Origin of the sequence: Streptosporangium sp. H16 (assembly GCF_051918855.1) — a bacterium.
In the GTDB taxonomy this organism is placed as follows: domain Bacteria; phylum Actinomycetota; class Actinomycetes; order Streptosporangiales; family Streptosporangiaceae; genus Streptosporangium.
Map to the genome: position 1 here is coordinate 1 of NZ_JBPXMD010000046.1, position 17,561 is coordinate 17,561.

Annotated in this window: 18 protein-coding genes and 3 pseudogenes; 14 read left to right on the forward strand and 7 right to left on the reverse strand. The window is 68.7% G+C overall.

Translation table 11 applies throughout. From position 1 onward, the window contains the following. The coding region (locus ACTOQ2_RS39565; RefSeq protein ID WP_440106481.1) for an ISL3 family transposase at positions 1-1,443 on the forward strand (1,443 nt) is incomplete at its 5' end. Between the two features lie 314 nt (positions 1,444-1,757). On the opposite strand, the gene ACTOQ2_RS39570 is transcribed toward ACTOQ2_RS39565, so the two are convergent. Further along, entirely contained in the window at positions 1,758-2,600 is an 843-nt protein-coding gene (locus tag ACTOQ2_RS39570; protein WP_440106483.1) for a helix-turn-helix transcriptional regulator, read from the reverse strand. A gap of 145 nt (positions 2,601-2,745) precedes the next feature. Between ACTOQ2_RS39570 and ACTOQ2_RS39575 the strand changes: the two genes are divergently transcribed. Further along, a complete protein-coding gene (locus ACTOQ2_RS39575) occupies positions 2,746-3,525 on the forward strand; it encodes an NAD(P)H-dependent oxidoreductase (RefSeq protein ID WP_435295370.1) in 780 nt (259 codons plus the stop codon). Between the two features lie 82 nt (positions 3,526-3,607). Here the strand turns inward: ACTOQ2_RS39575 and ACTOQ2_RS39580 are convergent, their stop codons facing one another. Continuing rightward, positions 3,608-4,324, reverse strand: coding sequence for a DUF998 domain-containing protein (locus ACTOQ2_RS39580; protein ID WP_440106485.1), 717 nt, complete (start codon positions 4,322-4,324; stop codon positions 3,608-3,610). A 78-nt stretch (positions 4,325-4,402) separates the two neighbouring features. Between ACTOQ2_RS39580 and ACTOQ2_RS39585 the strand changes: the two genes are divergently transcribed. Next, a complete protein-coding gene (locus ACTOQ2_RS39585) occupies positions 4,403-5,338 on the forward strand; it encodes a DUF4158 domain-containing protein (RefSeq protein ID WP_440106487.1) in 936 nt (311 codons plus the stop codon). Between the two features lie 294 nt (positions 5,339-5,632). Next, a complete protein-coding gene (locus ACTOQ2_RS39590) occupies positions 5,633-6,157 on the forward strand; it encodes a hypothetical protein (RefSeq protein WP_440106489.1) in 525 nt (174 codons plus the stop codon). 134 nt (positions 6,158-6,291) lie between these two features. Here ACTOQ2_RS39590 and ACTOQ2_RS39595 read toward each other — a convergent pair whose 3' ends face one another. The 3 genes from ACTOQ2_RS39595 to ACTOQ2_RS39605 form a co-directional block, all read right to left on the reverse strand. Continuing rightward, on the reverse strand, positions 6,292-6,675 hold the full coding sequence (locus ACTOQ2_RS39595) for a hypothetical protein (protein WP_440106490.1): 384 nt from the start codon (positions 6,673-6,675) through the stop codon (positions 6,292-6,294). Then, the gene (locus ACTOQ2_RS39600) at positions 6,669-7,244 is read right to left on the reverse strand and encodes an IS1634 family transposase (protein ID WP_440106492.1); all 576 of its coding nucleotides are present in this window, start codon (positions 7,242-7,244) and stop codon (positions 6,669-6,671) included. Before ACTOQ2_RS39600 ends, ACTOQ2_RS39595 begins: the two co-directional genes overlap by 7 nt. Positions 7,245-7,380: 136 nt before the next feature. Then, positions 7,381-8,367, reverse strand: coding sequence for a sigma-70 family RNA polymerase sigma factor (locus ACTOQ2_RS39605; protein ID WP_440106494.1), 987 nt, complete (start codon positions 8,365-8,367; stop codon positions 7,381-7,383). Positions 8,368-8,503: 136 nt separating this feature from the next. Here ACTOQ2_RS39605 and ACTOQ2_RS39610 point away from each other — a divergent pair, with 136 nt between their 5' ends. The 4 genes from ACTOQ2_RS39610 to ACTOQ2_RS39625 all read left to right on the forward strand — a co-directional run bounded on the left by ACTOQ2_RS39610 (position 8,504) and on the right by ACTOQ2_RS39625 (position 11,465). Beyond that, positions 8,504-9,316, forward strand: coding sequence for an SDR family NAD(P)-dependent oxidoreductase (locus tag ACTOQ2_RS39610; protein ID WP_435290568.1), 813 nt, complete (start codon positions 8,504-8,506; stop codon positions 9,314-9,316). A gap of 18 nt (positions 9,317-9,334) precedes the next feature. After that, a complete protein-coding gene (locus ACTOQ2_RS39615) occupies positions 9,335-9,754 on the forward strand; it encodes an organic hydroperoxide resistance protein (RefSeq protein ID WP_440106496.1) in 420 nt (139 codons plus the stop codon). Between the two features lie 292 nt (positions 9,755-10,046). Further along, entirely contained in the window at positions 10,047-10,847 is an 801-nt protein-coding gene (locus tag ACTOQ2_RS39620) for an SDR family oxidoreductase (RefSeq protein ID WP_440106498.1), read from the forward strand. Between the two features lie 24 nt (positions 10,848-10,871). After that, a complete protein-coding gene (locus ACTOQ2_RS39625; RefSeq protein WP_435290565.1) occupies positions 10,872-11,465 on the forward strand; it encodes a dihydrofolate reductase family protein in 594 nt (197 codons plus the stop codon). A 196-nt stretch (positions 11,466-11,661) separates the two neighbouring features. On the opposite strand, the pseudogene ACTOQ2_RS39630 reads toward ACTOQ2_RS39625, so the two are convergent. After that, positions 11,662-11,793 (reverse strand): annotated as a pseudogene (locus tag ACTOQ2_RS39630) (transposase); the annotation flags it as partial. Positions 11,794-12,383: 590 nt separating this feature from the next. On the opposite strand from ACTOQ2_RS39630, the pseudogene ACTOQ2_RS39635 reads away from it, so the two are divergent. The 3 genes and pseudogenes from ACTOQ2_RS39635 to ACTOQ2_RS39645 all read left to right on the forward strand — a co-directional run. Beyond that, a pseudogene (locus ACTOQ2_RS39635) lies at positions 12,384-12,712 on the forward strand (transposase); the annotation flags it as partial. Between the two features lie 68 nt (positions 12,713-12,780). After that, a pseudogene (locus ACTOQ2_RS39640) lies at positions 12,781-13,188 on the forward strand (ISAzo13-like element transposase-related protein); the annotation flags it as partial. Between the two features lie 356 nt (positions 13,189-13,544). Continuing rightward, positions 13,545-13,889 carry a tetratricopeptide repeat protein gene (locus ACTOQ2_RS39645; RefSeq protein ID WP_440106500.1) on the forward strand — a complete coding sequence of 115 codons (345 nt, stop codon included), beginning with the start codon at positions 13,545-13,547 and terminating at the stop codon, positions 13,887-13,889. 44 nt (positions 13,890-13,933) lie between these two features. Here the strand turns inward: ACTOQ2_RS39645 and ACTOQ2_RS39650 are convergent, their stop codons facing one another. Beyond that, positions 13,934-14,533 (reverse strand): hypothetical protein, encoded by a 600-nt coding sequence (locus ACTOQ2_RS39650; RefSeq protein ID WP_440106502.1) that lies wholly within the window; start codon positions 14,531-14,533, stop codon positions 13,934-13,936. A gap of 634 nt (positions 14,534-15,167) precedes the next feature. Between ACTOQ2_RS39650 and ACTOQ2_RS39655 the strand changes: the two genes are divergently transcribed. The 3 genes from ACTOQ2_RS39655 (at position 15,168) to ACTOQ2_RS39665 (ending at position 17,537) form a co-directional block, all read left to right on the forward strand. Next, positions 15,168-15,347 carry a hypothetical protein gene (locus tag ACTOQ2_RS39655; protein WP_440106504.1) on the forward strand — a complete coding sequence of 60 codons (180 nt, stop codon included), beginning with the start codon at positions 15,168-15,170 and terminating at the stop codon, positions 15,345-15,347. A gap of 456 nt (positions 15,348-15,803) precedes the next feature. Continuing rightward, positions 15,804-17,027 carry a styrene monooxygenase/indole monooxygenase family protein gene (locus tag ACTOQ2_RS39660; protein ID WP_440106506.1) on the forward strand — a complete coding sequence of 408 codons (1,224 nt, stop codon included), beginning with the start codon at positions 15,804-15,806 and terminating at the stop codon, positions 17,025-17,027. Positions 17,028-17,036: 9 nt separating this feature from the next. Further along, complete coding sequence (locus tag ACTOQ2_RS39665; protein WP_440106508.1) at positions 17,037-17,537, forward strand: flavin reductase family protein; 501 nt, start codon at positions 17,037-17,039, stop codon at positions 17,535-17,537. Positions 17,538-17,561 lie beyond the last annotated feature (24 nt).

A 17,561-nucleotide genomic window follows, 5' to 3' on the forward strand; every position in this document is an offset into this window, starting at 1 on the left:
CGGGTGCGGGCGCGGACCCCGGACCGATCAGTCGCGTGCCCGCGCTGTGGAGCCGAGACCGCCCGGGTGCATGGCTACCACGAGCGGAGCGTTGCCGATGTCCCGGTCGATGCACGCCACGTGCTCGTGGCGGTGCGGATCCGCCGCCTGGTATGCCCGACGCGCGGCTGCCATCAGACGTTTCGCGAACAGTTGCCCGGCGTGCTGAAACGCTACCAGCGGCGCACTCCCCGCCTTGTCGGCCAGATCGGCGCGGTGGTCCGTGAGTTGGCCGGACGTGCCGGCGCGCGTACCTTATCCGCCCTGGCCGTGCACGTGTCGCGGCATACCGCCTTGCGCATCTTGCTCCGCCTGCCTCTGCCACGGCTTCAGGTGCCCCGCGTCCTGGGGGTGGACGACTTCGCCCTGCGCCGACGTCACCGCTACGCCACCGTGCTCATCAACGCCGAGACCCGCCAGCGCATCGACGTCTTGCCCGACCGCACCGCCGACACCCTCGAAGCCTGGCTGCGCACCCATCCCCAAGTGCAGGTCGTGTGCCGAGACGGCTCCGGCACCTACGCCGAGGCGATCCGCCGCGCCCTCCCGCAAGCGATCCAGGCCGGCGATCGGTGGCACCTGTGGCACGGCCTCGGCCAGGCCGTCATGAAAGAGGTCACCGCGCACAGCGCCTGCTGGGCCAAAGCCGGCCCGCCCCCACAGGACGGCCCCCGAGCACAAAGCACCCTGCAGCGCTGGCACCAGGTCCACGACCTGCTCGGCAAGGGCATCGGCCTGCTGGAGTGCGCGCGCCGCTTGAACCTGTCGCTCAATACCGTCAAGCGCTACGCACGCGTGTCCGAACCCGGACGGCTGCGACGCGCCCCGCAGTACCGGCCCACCCTGGTCGACCCCTACCGTGACCACCTGCGGCGCCGCCGCGCCGACGACCCCGCCGTCCCCGTCCTGCACCTGTTCAACGAAATCAAGACCCTCGGCTACCCGGGCAGCTTCAACCTCCTGTATCGCTACATCACCCAGGGCCGCGCCGAAGGCGACCGCCCGCCCATCTCACCGCGCCACCTGGCCCGGCTCCTGCTCACCCGGCCCGGTAACCTCACCGCCAAGCAGCAGAGGTTGCGTGACGAGCTCACCGCCGCCTGCCCCGAGATGATCGACCTGGCCGGGCTCGTGCGCGCCTTCGCCGACCTGCTCCGGCCGCACGAGGGCAACGCCGACCGTCTCGACACGTGGATCACCGCCGCCCGCGCCGCCGACCTCCCCCACCTGCACGCCTTCACCCGCGGCCTCGACCAGGACCGCGATGCCGTCCGCGCGGCCGTCACCTTGCCCCACCACAACGGCGGCACCGAAGGCGTGAACACCAAGACCAAGCGCATCATGCGCCAGATGCACGGCCGAGCCGGCTTCGCTCTGCTTCGCCACCGCATTCTCTTAGGCTGACGCTCCGTCACCACCGAAAGAGAGACAGAGCCGTTTGATTGACAGTCCCTGTCTAGGAAGCGGTTGTTCGAGCGGGAGGTGGCAAGTCGTTCTTCCAAGCTCCGATTAGTCTGGATGAGGTCACAGATCTTGCGGTTGAGAACGCTGTTTTGTGCGGCGATTCGTTGTGCGGCGTCTTCGGCGTAGTCGGTTTCGAGGTCGCGGATCTGGCCAAGAAGCAAGCCGACCTCGGCCACTACGCCTCGGCGCAGACACAGCCGAACGCATCACTCGCGAAGACGACCCGCCGACCGCCGCTGCTGACCGCAACGGGCTTATTTCGTTACCGGCAGGTCTTTCACTGTGGGATGTCCATCACCACTGAGCGCGCCCAGCAGGCGCAGCCCGTCCTCGGTGGGGCTCCCGGGTGCCGCGGACAGCACCAGCAGCTCCATGCCCGATTCATCCGGCAGCGCGAAGTTCTCCTGGTGCAGTTCCAGCAGTCCGACCAGCGGGTGCCGGTACGCCTTGCGTCCATGTGTGCGGGCGCGTACGTCCGCGCGGGCCCAGAGGCGGCGGAAGCGCTTGCTGCCCATCGCCAGCTCGCCGATAAGCGAGGCCAGGCCCGGGTCGTCGGGGTACTTCCCGGCCGCCAGGCGCAGGTGCCCGACCACGTCGAGGGTGCATTTCTCCCAGTCGGCATACAGGCCGCGCTCGTCCTCATCGAGGAAGATGTGCCGGGCGGTGTTCAAGCCCGGCATCTCCCGACCGTAGAGGAGCCCGGCGAGGCGGTTCCCGGCGGCCACGTCCAGCCGGTGGTCCATGATCAGGGCGGGCGCGTCGGTGACCAGGTCGAGTACGCGAAGCAGCTCCGGCCGCAGGCGCCCGCTGGGCGACTTGGCGCGGCGGCGGCGCTGCCGGGCGAGCCGGTACAGGTGCCCGCGTTCGGTCTCGTCGAGGCCGAGGACGCGGGCGAGCGCGTCGAGGACCTGTTCGGAGGGCTGGGTGGCGCGGCCCTGCTCCAGGCGTACGTAGTAGTCGACGCTGACTCCGGACAGGTGCGCGACCTCTTCGCGGCGCAGCCCTTCGACGCGGCGGCGGCTGTCGGTGGGGATGCCGACGGCCGCTGGGTCGACCCGGGAGCGCCGGGTGCGCAGGAAGCCCGCGAGATCGTCCATGCCCCCCAGTATGGCTCCGGTAACGCACGTGAAGGTGGTCCTGCTGTTACCAGGAAGTCCCGTCCGATGGAAGAGGCGCCCCTGAATGACGAGGCCTCGGCGGCCCGAGCATCTATGGCGACACACCTCTTTGAAGGGAACAGCCATGAAGACGCTCATTGTCTACGCCCACCCCGAGCCGCGTTCGCTGAACGGCTCTCTGAAGGACCTCGCCGTGTCCACTCTCGAAGCCGCCGGGCACGAGGTGCGGGTGAGCGACCTGTACGCGATGAACTGGAAGGCCGTGGTGGACGCGGCGGACTTCGGCGAGCACGCCACGAGCCCGCTGCAGGTGATACCGAGTTCGGCCGGGGCGTACGACGCCGGCGCGCTCACGCCCGACGTGGCGGCCGAGCAGGAGAAGCTCCTGTGGGCCGACACGGTGGTCTTCCAGTTCCCGATGTGGTGGTACACGATGCCGGCGATCCTCAAAGGCTGGGTGGACCGGGTGTTCTCCTTCCACTTCGCGTACGGCGTCGGAGTGCACGACGAGACCCGGTACGGCGAGCGTTTCGGTGAGGGGACGCTGCAGGGGCGGCGGGCGATCCTGTCGGTGACCGTCGGGGGCCCGGAGTCCCACTACACCGATCGCGGGATCAACGGCCCGATCGAGGACCTGCTGTTCCCGATCCACCACGGGATCCTGTACTACCCGGGCGTGGAGGTGCTGCCGCCGTTCGTGCTGTACGGCACCGATCGGATGACCGACGAGGACTACCCGGACGTCGCCAAGGCCTGGGAGCAGCGCCTGCTCACCCTGGAGTCGACCGAGCCGATCGCGTTCCGGCGCCAGAACTTCGGTGACTACGAGATCCCGTCACTGCGGTTGAAGGAGGGCCTGGAAGTGCCGGGCCGCAAGGGTTTCGGTCTGCACGTGCGGGGTTAGCCGCCGGCGAGGGACAGGACGAGCGACCACCCGCATCAGAACGGTCAGTGACGATAACCCGAGCTCCGACGGCTCGCTAACGTCACTGGCCGTTCGGTTGCTGCTCAGCCCCCGAGACGATCCGCGCCACGATGATCTGCCACGCCGCGTACGCGAGAACGAGCAGTCGCTCCGGCCATCCGATCGGGACGTCGGGGCCGAAGCGGCCGTCGGCCCCGAGCAGGACAGTCTGGGCGACCATGAACATGACCAGCGCCGCGGGCGGCAGCACCGCGGTCCACCACAGCCCGCGCTTGACGGTAGAGAATGCGCTGTCGCGGGTGAGCCCGGCGGTGATCAGCAGTACCGCGATCGGAAGGAACATGAGCGCGAGTCCGGCGCCAAGCCCGTGCAGAGTGCCGCTGGCGGACAGCTGATCCTGCGGAGTGTCGATGGGGTCGGTGACAAAGACGCCGCCGATGACCGTGCCGACGGCCGCGACCGCCAGGATGACCGCACCGATCCGGGTAGGGAGCCGCTGGTGCCGGACGAGGAGCGCGATCGCCAGGGCTCCGTAGCCGACTGCGGACAGCAGGAACGCAACCACCATGAGCCAGCCGAACTCGCCGAGCGCATATTCGCTCGTGGTCTGCCAACTCGTCGAGACGTCGGGCCGGATCAGGTGGAGCAGGACCAGCAAGAGCAAGAACGCGACGCCCGCGATCGACGAGATGCCGGCGGCGCGGGCCGGGAACGCTCGCCCCGTCGGCGCGGCCGTGAGCCGGTCGTCCTGGTGGGGCGAGGGAGGTGTGAGAGTCACGATGCACTTCTTCCTGGAGCCGGACGGTCTCCTCAGAAGGTGGTAGAAGCTGCGTCGCGATTCTCGACATCCGGGCCGGTGGCGGTAGCCAGGCTGGCCGAGCAGTTCGGCGTCGACCCGGCCGGGCTGCGCTCGTACGGGCGGCGGGCGAAGACGCGGACCGAGCATTTGCGGCTGGTGGCGAAATATCTGGGGTGGCGGCTGCCGACCACGCTGGAGCTCAAGGAACTAGACGAGTTCCTGCTCGCCAGGGCGATGGAACACGACTCGCCGACCCTGCTGTTCCGGCTCGGGTGCGAGTACCTGATCTCGGCACGCGTGATCCGTCCGGGACTGGGGACTGTGGTCGAGCGGGTCGCCCACGCCCGCGCCGAGGCGCAGCGGGAGACGTTCGACCGGCTGGCGCACGAGTTCACCGAGGCACGGTGCGCCGCGCTGGACGGGCTGCTGATCACCGATCCGGAGATCCGCATGACCCGTCTGCGGTGGCTGGCCACCGGCCCGGTGGAGGCGTCCCCGGCCGCGGTGAAGGCCCGGGGTCGAATCGACCCGCTCGCTGCCGCGGATGAGCGAGCCGCACTCGCCGCCCAGGTGCTGGCCGATGTGGCCCAGATGCGCGAGCGGGGCGAGCTGGCCGACACCGTCGACGCGCTCCTCACCCACGCGGTGCGGGTGGAGATGACCTTCCGCAGCTGGGACGTGGACTGGCCATCACCTCCGCTGGGGGCGCCGCGGGCTGGCCGATGGCCGGGATCGCGCGACGGCGGCTGGCCAGAGAAGATCGTCGCCCGGCTTCCGGTGGACCTGGTGGCACAGGTGCATGCCGCGTGCTGGAACACCAGCAAGGACGCGATTGAGGTATTGCGGCGCTGGCGTGATGCGCACCCGGCGGTGGTGCTCTCCCGTGAGGACCTGACCGGCTATGAGGAGCTGGCCGCACAGGTGAGTACCCCAGGCCAGGTGTGGCGCGCGGCCATCGCCCGCGCCCTGCCGGTAGCCGATCACCCGGCCTGACCCAGACCACTTGCTCACCTGAGAGCCGGTCCAAAAGCTTGCAAGCTTGAAAATAGCCATGTGAGGTCGCGGGCCGGGCGTTCCGCTCGCCGTCGGATCACCTGTCAGGCGGCGTGTACGCCTGTACGGGAGAGCCCGTCGAACAGGCTGACAACACGATCTCCTTGTGGATGGTGTGAGCGATCCGAAACCGTGGAGCCCGCCACAAGAACAACTCCCGGTATCCGAAACAGAGAAACGATGAAACCACCTTCACCACAGAGATGGCGCCGGACGTTTCACGAAGGGATCCGCATGAGGAAGCTCGCCGTTCGACTCACCTGCCTGCTCGCCATGGGCGCCGGCATCATGCCCGCATCCGGCACGGCGCTGGCGGCCACGCCGGCTTCGATACCCTCCGCCACCGCGTCGGCCAGCCACTGCGTGGCCGACAGACACGGGAAAGGGCTGGGCTGCTACAGCAGCCTGTCGCGGGCGATCCGGGTCGCCAACGCGGCCGGCTACGCCGTGGCCGTGCTCTACGACTGGATCAACTACAACTCCCGCGGCGACACCGTGACCATCTCCGTCCCCCGCGACTGCAGCAGGAGTACGTCCGGCAAGGCGGACTACGAGTTCAAAAGGCTGGATCACATGGGCTGGGGCGACCGAGTCAGCTCGGTGAACACCAGGCTGGGCAACGGCACGCACTGCGACGTGTTCTTCCACACCGACATAGACCTCGTAGGAGACTGCGCCGGCAAGCGGTGGATCGACAGGTACGGACATCTCGGCCACTACGGCTGCTACAAACGTGCGAGCTCGTTCAGGCTGAGCTGACCACTCCCGAACCCGCCGACCGGGAAGACGGGGACATCGCCAGCGGGACTGTACGGCATCCGGCGACGTGAGCACTGATCGACCTGCCCAAGTGAATCACGGACAGACAGAAAGATCATCGGTTCACTGTTGTGTCAATGCCCCGTTGACGCGGGTGGTGAGTCGTTCGGCGCGTTGGGCGGCGCCTTGGCGGGTGGTGCCCAGTGCTCGGCCGATCTGGGCCCAGGCCGTGCCCTCAGCTCGCAGCTCGGTAACGCCAGGATGGGGTCTTTCTTGCGTGACCCGGCCAGCGTCATGCCGTCCTCGGCCACGTGCCAGGTGCCGCGCCGCCAGGCGTCCTTGCCGGCGTCGCGGGCGGCGACGTAGTCCACCGCCTGGGCCTGGTCAAGTCGCTGCCGGGCCAACACCTCGGCCGGCACGTAAATCTTGGAGGCCGACGCGATAAAGGCCACGCCCTCGGCGGTCATCGCGGCCAGGTTCGCATACGAGATCAGCTTCGAATCACCGATCATCAACATCGGTTGCGGGCGGCCAGCCGTTGCAGCGCCTGCATCGCCGGTATGACCTGGCCGACCTCGCCGGCCCCGCCGTCATAGGAGCGGTGGAAGAGCGGGATCGCCCCGTCGGAGCTGACGGCGAGCCCGGCCTGGATTTGCTTAAGATCCGGCCGGCGGTCTTTGGGATGGCCGAACTTCGGCGCGGCGAAGCCGGGTTCAGCCTGCTTGTAGTCGCCCTGCAATGAGATCGAGGTCAGGTCCCAATGCAGGCGCGTCACCTCCACGCCGAACGCCTCGATCATGGCCAGCCCGACCGAGCCGGCCAGGTGATCCAGGTGCGGGGCGATCGCGTCCAAGGCGCGGCCGATCCGGTCATCGTTGAGCAGGCCAGGCTCCACCCCGAACGCCTCACCCACCGCCCAGGCGTGCGCCCACTCCCGCACGTGCACCAACGGAGCCGGCGAGGTCAGCCGGTTGGCCACCAGCACCTCGATCACCTGCCCGTGCGTCAACTCAGCCACATCACGCACCGGGCAGGCCGCATCCACCAACTCCCGGATCCGAAGCCGCGAGCAGAACCCGGCCACCACCGGTAACGCCGAGCATCTTCTCGACACTGGCCCGGCCCCACTGCGCACGCTGTCTCACCCGCCAGGTCATACCGCGCAAACGATCAGAACAGCAAACCCAACGATCTTCAGTTACCTCGACGTTCGGAAAACACGGTTAGCCGGGAAGTGATCGCGGCAACCCGAACGACGGGAGCACATCGTTGTCGAAGCGGGTGAAGGCGCAGATCCGGTCGCCGGCGAGGGTGAGGACGAACAAACCGCTTCCATGGCGGATGCCGGTGGAGCCGTGGAGATAGGCGCCGAAGGCCGGCTGGCCGTTGGCTCGCGTTGGCACCAGGTCGACCCGCCTGCCGGAGCCGAAGATGCCGGCAAACAGGCGCGCCGCGGCGTCCCGGCCCTGGTATTCGAGGGGAATCGGCGGCATGGAGACGGTGATGTCGTCGGTGAACATGGCGATCAAAGCGTCGACGTCACCGGCTTCGTAGGCGCGGACGAAGCTCGCCACGAGCGCCTGCTCGGAGGGTGAGCCGGAGGCGGGAGGCGGTTCGGCGGCCTGAGGCCATCCGCGCTGGAGACGAGCGCGTGCCCGTTTCAGAGCGCTCTTGACCGAGTCAACGCTCGAGTCGAGCATCTCAGCCACCTCGGCCGCGTGAAAGCCCATGACGTCACGCAGGACGAGGACGGCGAGCTGGCGAGGCGGCAGGACCTGCAGTGCGGTCACGAAAGCCAGGGAGATGGCTTCGGCATGTTCATAGCGAGCCTCCGGGCCCGGCACACCCTCCAGGAGGGCTTCGGGGTACGGCTCGAGCCACACGACTTCGCCGGGCCGGGTCGGTGCGGGCGGGTCGACCTCGGGCATGTCCCACTCCTTGGCCGGGCGCCGGCCGGCCGACCGGCGCGCATCGAGGCACCGGTTCGTGGCGATCCGGTAGAGCCAGGTGCGTATCGAAGCGCGTCCCTCGAACCCATGCAGGCCCTGCCAGGCGGCCAGCAGCGCATCCTGGAGGGCGTCCTCGGCGTCCTGGAACGACCCGAGCATCCGGTAGCAGTGCACCTGCAGCTCATGGCGGTAGGGCTCGGTCAGTTCCCGGAACGCCTCGCCGTCCCCGGCCCGAGCCCTGGTGATCAGGTCGGCTGTCACTGGCTCCACTCTCCCGCGCCTCGGCGACCTTTCCATCCTGTACAGACGCCAGCCGAGGGGCGAAAGGGGCGGCGCCCCCTTTCTTGATATCGCGGCGTCTACACGGTCGACAGCTCGGGCCCAGAAAGGAACCCAGATGATCCTGAAGGACAAGGTTGCGGTGATCTACGGAGCCGGAGGCGGGATCGGCGGCGCCATCGCTCGCGCTTTCGCCTCCGAGGGGGCCGCCGTCTTCCTCACCGGGCGCCGCCTGGCTCCGGTCGAGGTGGTGGCGAAAGACATTGTCTCCGCCGGCGGATCCGCGGAAGCAGCAGAAGTGGACGCCATCGACGAGCAGGCCGTGGACAGGCATCTGCAGTCGGTGATCGCCAGCGCGGGCCACGTCGACATCTCGTTCAACGCGGTCGGCACCCCGTACGCCTACGGCGATGAGCACAATGCGCCCATTCTGGGAGTCCCGCTGACCGACTTGGCGGCTGGGCAGTTCTCCCTGCCGGTCGCCACCCTGCTCACCTCGTACTTTCTGACCGCGCGCCTGGCCGCGCGGCACATGATCGTGAACCGGTCGGGAGTGATCATGACCGCCACGGCTGTCCACTCCCGCGTCGGCTTCCCTCTGGTGGGAGGGTACGGTCCGGCGCAGGCCGCCAAGGAGGCGCTCACCCGGGACCTGTCCGCCGAACTCGCACCCCACGGCATTCGTGTGGTCGGTCTGCGACCTTACGCCATACCGGAGACGCCCCTGATCAAGGACGCCTTCCACCAGCGCGCCCACGAACTGGGCGTGACGTGGGAGCAGTGGCAGGAGGTGCTCGCGAGCACGACCCATCCTCAGCGCCTCATGACGCTCGAGGAGACGACGAGCATGGCGGTCTTCCTGGCTTCAGATAGAGCGAGCGGGATGACCGGAACCACCGTCAACTTGACCATGGGCAGAGTCGACGACTAGAAGCGGAAGGAGGTTGACATGCACGTTCTGTACACCGCCGAGGCGCTCGCGACGGGCGACGGCCGAGACGGACACGTCCGGACGACCGACGGCAAGATCGACCTACGGTTGTCCGTGCCCAAGGAACTGGGCGGCATGGGCCAGGGCGCCAATCCCGAGCAAATGTTCGCGGCCGGATACGCCGCATGCTTCCATTCGGCGCTTCGCCTGGTCGGCAAGCAGGCCAAGGCCGATGTCGACGATTCCGCCGTGAGCGCGAAGGTCGGCCTCGGCCGGAAGAAGGATGGCGCCTTTCAGCTCGTGGTCAGCCTCGAGGTGTCGCTGCCCCACCTGTCGCGACAGGAGGCGCAGGTACTGGTGGACCAGGCACATCAGGTCTGCCCGTCCCTGAATGCGGTGCGCGGCAACATCGACGTCGATGTCGTCGTCAGGAACTGACCGCTGCATGCCGTTGTCTCGGATCGCCGTTCGCCTCGATGTCTCCCAGAAGCAGTCCTTCGCCCTCGATGTCGTCGAGGGCGTCGGGCGCGGGCCTACGACCGCGTTGGCTCGCGCTGGCATGCTGCCGCTCATCCTCACAGGTGACCGGTGCGGGAGGGCTCCCCCGGACGGCACACCCGTGGCGCCCAGGGGCCTGGACCAGACGCAACGCCCCCTGCCGTATCACCTGGCATGTCCTCGAGCACGCCTGGGAGATGCAGGACCGAACGGAGAGCCAGGAGGGAGACCTATGAAGATCGCTGTGACGGGAGCCACGGGAAGGGTGGGAAGCCGTGTCGTCGAACTGCTCGAGGCGAGCGACCACAACGTCGTGCCGATGGTCCGGTCCACCGGGGTGGATGTGGTGACCGGCGAGGGGTTGACGACGGCGTTGGCCGGAGTGGAGTGCGTCATCGACGCCTCCAGCGGGAGTGCCCGGGGACATCAACGGCCGACGCCGGAAGCGGCCGCCGAATTCTTCACCGCCTCGGCCCGCAACCTGCACGAGATCGGCCAGAAAGCGGGCGTGCACCGCATAGTCGGGGTATCCGTCCTCGGCATCGACCGCTTCACCACCGGGCACGGCGCGGCGAAACACACCCACGAGAAGGCCGTGCTCTCCGGGCCCATCCCCGTGCGGGTGCTGCGGGCAGCGCTGTTCCATGAGATGGTTCCCCAGCTCATCGACTGGGGCACCCAGGGCGAGGTGGCCCACCTGCGCAGGATGCGCATCCAGCCGGTGGCCTCCCGCGCCGTCGCCCGAGCGCTCGTCGACCTGGCCACCGACCCGGCATGGGCAGCATCACCGAAACGCTCCGAGCGACCGTTACCCGAGATCGCAGGTCCCCGGGAGGAGAACCTGATCGACCTGGCCATGCTGTTCGTGGCCCGCAGCGGCCTCCCCCTGCGGGTCCAGGATGTCAGCGATCCCAACGACCCCGACGACAAGATCTGGGAAGACGGCAGCCTGCTGCCCCAACCGCACGCCATGCTCGCCGGTCCGACATTCGAGGCATGGCTCGACTCCGACGACGCCAACCCGGCCGCCTAGCTAGTCCGACGAAGGAGAACCGCCATGGGAAAGATCGTCATCAGCACTAACGTCACGCTCGACGGAGTCGTCCAGGACCCGGACGGGCAGGAGGGCTCCAGGGTGGGCGGCTGGTTCAATCAATTCGGCGGCAAAGATCGCGAGGCGTGGGCCAAGCTCGAGACCGACGAGGCTCTGGGCGCGGAGGCCCTGCTCCTGGGCCGACGGAGCGACGAGTGGTTCGCCGCGCGATGGCTGACTCGAAGCGGCGAGTGGGCGGACAAGCTCAACAGCATGCCCAAGTACGTCGCGTCCTCGACCCTCGAACACCCACGCTGGAGTAACGCGACGCTACTGAAGGGGGACGTGGTGGCCGAGATCGCGAAGCTGAAGCAGGAGCTCGACGGGGAGATCCTCGTCTATGCCAGCTACCGGCTCGCGCGCACACTGATCGACAGCGACCTGGCCGATGAGCTGCGGCTGATCGTCTTCCCGGTCGTGCTCGGGACCGGTGAGCGTCTCTTCGGCAAGACCAGTGACCACACGCCCCTGCGTCTGCTCGGCACGCGGACCGTCGGTGACGGCCTCGCCTATCTCACCTACGAGATCGTCCACGCGGCAGACCGCGAAGCATCCTAGACATGCGCAAATGTGAGGACCTATAGGGCGAACACTGCCGATCATCCTGACGGGATTCCTGGTACTGGCCGGGTGCAGCAGTGCGTCGCAGGAGCCGGCCACGAAGCGCACGACTGTAACGGAGCGCGGACAATCGAAGTTCCTCCTTGGTCAAACTCCTGGCCTAGGGCGCCGGGAGCAAGTGCATAAACCAGATGACCAGTTGCACCCCGGACAGGCCGCGCACGAAAGCCAGCCAGCCGGCGCCGTCCTCGGCCGAGGTGACGTCCAGGCCGAGGATCTCGCGCCGGCCGTCGGCATTGACGGCGGTGGCCACCAGGCAGTGCACTGCCAGACTCGGTAATCGGCCGAGCCCGGCGAGTGGCCCCTGTCTGATCGCCGACGCAGGCACCGGTTTTCAAAGGCCCACTGGCCGTCACCGACCCGCACCTGATGGACAACCGACCAAGGTCAACGGCTTGTACGCCGGCCGCCCCGCCGTCTGCACCGGCAAGCTCGGGCCGGCATCCGGCTGATCCCGGGCACGGGCCAGTCACCTCCGGCCATCCCGCAACCCACCCACCTCCAACTCCATCTCCTGGATCCTCTCGATATCGATCCACGAGACCTCCGCTGAAGATCACTCACGTGCGGAAAACGGGGCTAGCGGGACTTTTCGTTCCTGCCAGCACCATGCCCCGCGTCCAGAGTGTGGCCATATGCCGGGAGACGGCCTGGACCGGTTACCGGCTGCCGTCGCTGGGAGGCGGCGGCCCCAGACGAACAACCCAGTCCGGAACGATCCCGTCGGGGCCTGCGTGCCATAGGACGTCTTTGGTCTGCGAGGCCGCGGGAAGTCCCCAGGCAGAGGGGCATTTCCCCATGAACGAGGACACCTCGGAGACTGGATCTTGAGGTCCAGGGGAAGAGATATCACTGATGGTGATGAAGAACTACCCGCCCGAGTTCAAGGCCGGCGCGGTGGCGTTGGTGTTATCGAGGCCGGACCGGACGATCACGTCGATAGCGCGGGATCTGGGGGTCAGCCGCGAGACGTTGCGAGTCTGGGTGCGTTCTGCGCAGGCCCGCGGTGAAGGCGGAGCCGGCGCGGCCACGGCGGGTAAGACCGCGTCGGGCGGGCACGTACCCTCGGACGACGTGCTGGAAGAGGAAAACAAGCAGCTCAAGGCGCGGATCCGGGAGTTGGAGCAAGAGCGGGACATCCTGCGCAAGGCGGCCAAGCTTTTCGCGGGCGAGACGAACTAGTGAGGACCCGTAAGACAATTACTGCTGGTTTCAGTGCGACTTCATTGAGTGGTGTGCTAACTGGCTTTCCATGGCGATGTCGGAGACGGGCTTGGCGGTCCTAGATGTGAAGTTCGCGGCTGTGCTTCCGCATCTGGACGAGCGGCAGCGCCGTTTGTATCTGGCTGCTGAGGCGGATGCGCTCGGGCATGGCGGGATCGCGGTGGTGGCCAGGCTGGCAGAAGTATCGGAGTCGACCATCACGCGGGGACGTCTCGAGCTCGCGGGCGGTGCGCCGGTTTCTCCGCTGCGCTGGACCACTGCCTCACTGCGGGACCTGGCCGGAGAGTTGACCGAGGCGGGCCATCCGATCAGCGCCCCGGCGGTAGGCGATCTGCTGCGCTCGATGGGATTCAGTCTCCAGGGCATGGCCAAGAAGCGTGCCGGCAGCCAAGTCCCTGACCGCGACGCCCAGTTCCAGCACATCAACACCAAGGTGGCGGGTGGAGCAGGACTCGGCGGAAGTCGGGCAGGATGCGCAGGCCCTGGCCCTTGCTGGCGACAGCAGCGGTACGAACAGCACAAGCGCCAGCAGCAGCATCGTCTGCACCTTGACGCCCGGCGAGGTGAGCACGGATAGGACATCCGGACGGCTGTGCCCTGCTCTGGATGTTCGGCGGGGCCCTGTTTTCGGAGTCGGCCGTGCACGCCAACCACTTTGCCTCGCGGTTCGCGGCGGCCGGGCCGTCGGATGTCGGCGAGCGCCACGTGCGCGCCGCAGCTGCCGCAGGCCGCCCAGGGCCTTCGATGGCCCCTGGCCAACCCCGGACGCCAGCCAAACCTGCCCTGCTCACGTTGCGATCCCGGTGCGGCACCTACCTGTACCGCCTGGCTGACCTGCCCCGCGCCATCGAGGTACTCACCCACGCCCTCACCGACTACGAGCGACTGCTGGGCGCCGACCACCCCGACACCCTGCTCAGCCGCAACAACCTCGCCAACGCTTATATGGCGGCGGGTCGGGTGGCGGAGGCGATCACCGTGCATGAGGCGACGCTGGCCGACTGCGAGCGGGTGCTGGGCGCCGACCACCCGGGGACCCGGACAGTACGAGACAACTATGCAGTGGCTCGTACGGCCGAGAGCTCGCGCTCCTCATGGTGGCGGCGCTTGTTCAATATCCGGCGGCGTGAGCACTGATCGATCTGATCGAGTGAAGCACGGACAGCAGAAAGATCATCCATTCACTGTTCTGTCAACGCCCCATTGACGCGGGTGGTGAGCCGGTCAGCGCGCTGGGCGGCGCCCTGGCGAGTGGTGCCCAAGGCGCGGCCGATCTGAGCCCAGGCCATGCCATCGGCCCGTAGCCCGGTAACCAGTGCCAGTTCGGCATGGTCGTGACGGACGAGCAGCGCCTCCAGCTCGGCCCGCACCTGGGAGGCCAGGGTGAGGGCGGCGATTCGTACGCCCGGCCCAGCCTCGGGGTCGGCAGCCGCGGCGGCCAGCAGCGCATGAGCTGGTGCGGTCTGCAGGTGCCGCTGCCAGGCGCGGACCTGCTCGGTCGTGCCGAGCCCGCCACCGAACCCATCGAGCTGGCTGTCGTCGTGGTCGTCGCGCCGGCTGCTGTGCTGGTTGTCGTGTTGGTGTTCGGGGGTGCTGTAGCGGGCGGTCAGATACTCGGCCGCCCACAGCCGATCCCCCCGGCCGCGCCTGCTGCAGGTCGTCATCCAGCAGGACCGCGAGCCCGCCGCCGGGCCGCAACAGCCGCTCGGCCAGGCGCTGCGGGCTGGTGTAGTTGCCCTCGGCGGCCAGCAGCCGCCCAGCCAGGACGGCCTCGCGCTCATCGAGCGGCCGATCGGGGTGGTCGCTGTCGCGGGCGACCCGCTCGATCTCCCAGGCCAGCGTCGACTCATAGGCGTAAGCGTCGGGGCCGGTTCGGGTGGTGCGCAGGTAGCGCACCGCCTGCAGTGCCAGGGCGTCGTCTTGGACGATGCGCGACAGCTTGAACAACTCCACCGCCAGGCCGGCCTGCTTGGCGAGGCCGGTCAGGTGGGTGCGCATCGCGGCGAGGGTGGGGCCGTTGTCCCAGTGCAGCAGCCACTGCTGGCCCTGGCCACCGTAGGAGGCCTCAATGGCAACCCCGGCGGCCTGTTCCAGATCGGCGACCAACCGGCGAACCTGCGCCGAACGACTCACCCGCCCTCCCCTTCGTCGAGCGGCCGGCTTCACTCGCCCGGCGCAACCACCCCAGTATGTCAACACCCCGTTGACACGACGAACTCCTCGGGCAGGATCGCACCACCGCCACCCGTATGTCGACGGCCTGTTGACGCGCACCTCCGCCTCGCCGTTTTGCAACTCCCTGGATAAGTAGTGTTATCCGGGGAGACTGGATACGATCTCCCCGGATAACCTTCGGGCGGGGCAGGGTTAACGCCGGAAAAACTCCCCGAATAAGAAGCAGCGGGAGCCCGGAGGGTGACCTCGAGCGCCAACGACAAGATCAATGGTGGCGGCGGCGAGACCGGCAATCGAGATGGTCGCCCAGTCGACAACCGCATTGCCGATTGGGGCGGCGCCGTCACCGCCTGGCGCCGGCACCTGATCGCTGCCGGGGACGGCGAAACAGGCGCTGGTCGCAGTGACGCCGCTGTATGAACACGGACCCGCGCTACGTCTGGCCGTCAAACGCGCCCGGGTCTCGAACCCGGCGCCCCCGACGCGCTGACCCGGGCGCAGGAGAACGCGGTCCGTCGCGCCGCCGACCACCGCCGACCGCCGTGGCCCCGCCCTCATCGCCCTGCTCCTCGGCGCCGGCGCCCGCGCCGAAGAATGCCGACGCCTGAGTGTTTTCTCATCCTTCGTTTCGCGGCGTCCCCGTGACGACCTTGTGGGCGGGCTTGTGGCGACTTCGGGGCGACTTCACGGCGACTCCAGGAAGGGGCCCGGGGAGATCCGCGTCAGATGGATGGAACCCGCGCTGAGCGGATGGCACGGGCGGCGGCGGTCGTCGTACCTTTTCACCAGGCGCCGCTCGATCGTTCCCCCGCTTCCTCGAAGCCTCCTCAAGGCTTCCCCGAAGCCCTCGGACCCTCTTTGAAAGGACACCTCACCATGCGCAGAATCCTCGTCGTCGGCGCCGGTCAGGCGGGCCTGCACCTCGCCCTCGGCCTGCTGCGGAACGGCTACGACGTCACCGTCGTCTCCAACCGGACCCCGGAGGACATCCGAGGCGGCCGGGTCATGTCCAGCCAGGCCATGTTCGGCACCGCCCTCGGCCACGAGCGGGACCTCGGCCTGGACCTGTGGGCGGACGGCTGCCCGCCGATTGACGGCATCCAGTTCGCGGTGGCCGGGCCCGGCGGCGACCCGGCGATCCGCTGGGCCGCGCGGCTCGACGCCCCCGCCCGCTCGGTCGACCAGCGGCTGAAGATGCCCGCCTGGATGGCCGAGGTGGAGCGGCTCGGCGGGAAGATCGTCATCCACGACGCCACCGTGGAGGACCTGGAGGACTACGCCGCCCAGTACGACCTGGTCCTGGTCGCGGCGGGCAAGGGGTCGATCGCCTCCCTCTTCGAGCGGGACGCGCCGCGCTCGCCGTACCGTGCCCCGCAGCGGGCCCTCGCCCTCACCTACGTCAACGGCCTCGCGCCGCGGCCCGACTACTCCGCGGTGTGCTTCAACGTGATCCCCGGGGTCGGCGAGTACTTCGTGTTCCCCGCGCTCACCGTCACCGGCCCCTGCGAGATCATGGTGTTCGAGGGCGTGCCCGGCGGGCCGATGGACTGCTGGGCGGACGCCGGCACGCCCGCCGAGCACCTGGCGATGAGCAGGCGGATCCTGGAGACGTTCCTGCCGTGGGAGGCCGAGCGCGCCGCGGGCGTCGAGCTCACCGACGAGGGCGGCGTCCTGTCCGGCCGCTTCACCCCGGTCGTGCGCAGGCCGGTGGCGACGCTGCCGTCGGGCGCCCAGGTCCTGGGCGTGGCGGACGTGGTCGTGCTCAACGACCCGATCACCGGGCAGGGTTCCAACAACGCCGCCAAGTGCGCGGCCTCCTACCTGTCCGACATCCTCGAGCGCGGCGAGCGGCTGTACGACGCGGCGTGGATGGAGCGGGTCTTCGAGCGCTACTGGCTGGCCGCCCGGCACGTCACCACCTGGACGAACGCGCTCCTCGCGCCCCCGCCGCCGCACGTGCTGGAGATCCTCGGCGCCGCGGGCGGGCTGCCCGAGGTGGCCTCCCGCTTCGTCAACGGCTTCGACGACCCGTCCGACTACGCCGGCTGGTTCCTGGACCCGGCCGGCGCGGCCGAGTACCTGGCCCGGGCCGGGAAGTGAGGGGACGTCATGAGATCCCTGCGCGACGCCCTCGGGCAGTTCGCCACCGGGGTGGCGGTGGTCACCGCCGCCACCTCGCGGGGTGACCGGCTGGGCGTGACCGTCAACTCCTTCACCTCCGTCTCGCTCGACCCGCCGCTGGTCCTGTGGTGCCTGTCCCGGCGCGCTCCCAGCGCGCCGGCCTTCGCCGAGGCCGGGCGGTTCGCGGTCAACGTCCTGGCCGCCGGCCAGGAGCACCTGTCGCGGCGGTTCGCCACGCCGCTGGCCGACAAGTTCGCCGGGGTGGAGACCCGTCTCGCCCCGGGCGGGGTGCCGGTGCTCGCCGGGACCGTCGCCCACTTCGCCTGCCGCGCGGTGGCCACCTACGACGGGGGCGACCATCTGATCTTCGTCGGGGAGGTCGAGCACTTCCGGCGGGAGGAGGGCGAGCCGCTGATCTTCCACTCGGGGAACTACCGGGCCTTCTCCGCGCCGGACCGCGAGATGGCGCTCTGCGAACCCGCCAGGTGATTAGGGCAGGTGAGCCGGGGTAAG

Bases quoted from the DNA above. Each gene is read 5' to 3' on its own strand.
- ACTOQ2_RS39595 (WP_440106490.1), bottom strand. From the start codon at position 6,675: ATGTTGATGATCGGTGATTCGAAGCTGATCTCGTATGCGAACCTGGCC.
- ACTOQ2_RS39620 (WP_440106498.1), top strand. From the start codon at position 10,047: ATGAAGATCGCTGTGACGGGAGCCACGGGAAGGGTGGGAAGCCGTGTC.
- ACTOQ2_RS39570 (WP_440106483.1), bottom strand. From the start codon at position 2,600: ATGGACGATCTCGCGGGCTTCCTGCGCACCCGGCGCTCCCGGGTCGAC.
- ACTOQ2_RS39615 (WP_440106496.1), top strand. From the start codon at position 9,335: ATGCACGTTCTGTACACCGCCGAGGCGCTCGCGACGGGCGACGGCCGA.
- ACTOQ2_RS39610 (WP_435290568.1), top strand. From the start codon at position 8,504: ATGATCCTGAAGGACAAGGTTGCGGTGATCTACGGAGCCGGAGGCGGG.
- ACTOQ2_RS39660 (WP_440106506.1), top strand. From the start codon at position 15,804: ATGCGCAGAATCCTCGTCGTCGGCGCCGGTCAGGCGGGCCTGCACCTC.
- ACTOQ2_RS39625 (WP_435290565.1), top strand. From the start codon at position 10,872: ATGGGAAAGATCGTCATCAGCACTAACGTCACGCTCGACGGAGTCGTC.
- ACTOQ2_RS39650 (WP_440106502.1), bottom strand. From the start codon at position 14,533: ATGAGCGCGAGGCCGTCCTGGCTGGGCGGCTGCTGGCCGCCGAGGGCA.
- ACTOQ2_RS39665 (WP_440106508.1), top strand. From the start codon at position 17,037: ATGAGATCCCTGCGCGACGCCCTCGGGCAGTTCGCCACCGGGGTGGCG.
- ACTOQ2_RS39590 (WP_440106489.1), top strand. From the start codon at position 5,633: ATGAGGAAGCTCGCCGTTCGACTCACCTGCCTGCTCGCCATGGGCGCC.
- ACTOQ2_RS39575 (WP_435295370.1), top strand. From the start codon at position 2,746: ATGAAGACGCTCATTGTCTACGCCCACCCCGAGCCGCGTTCGCTGAAC.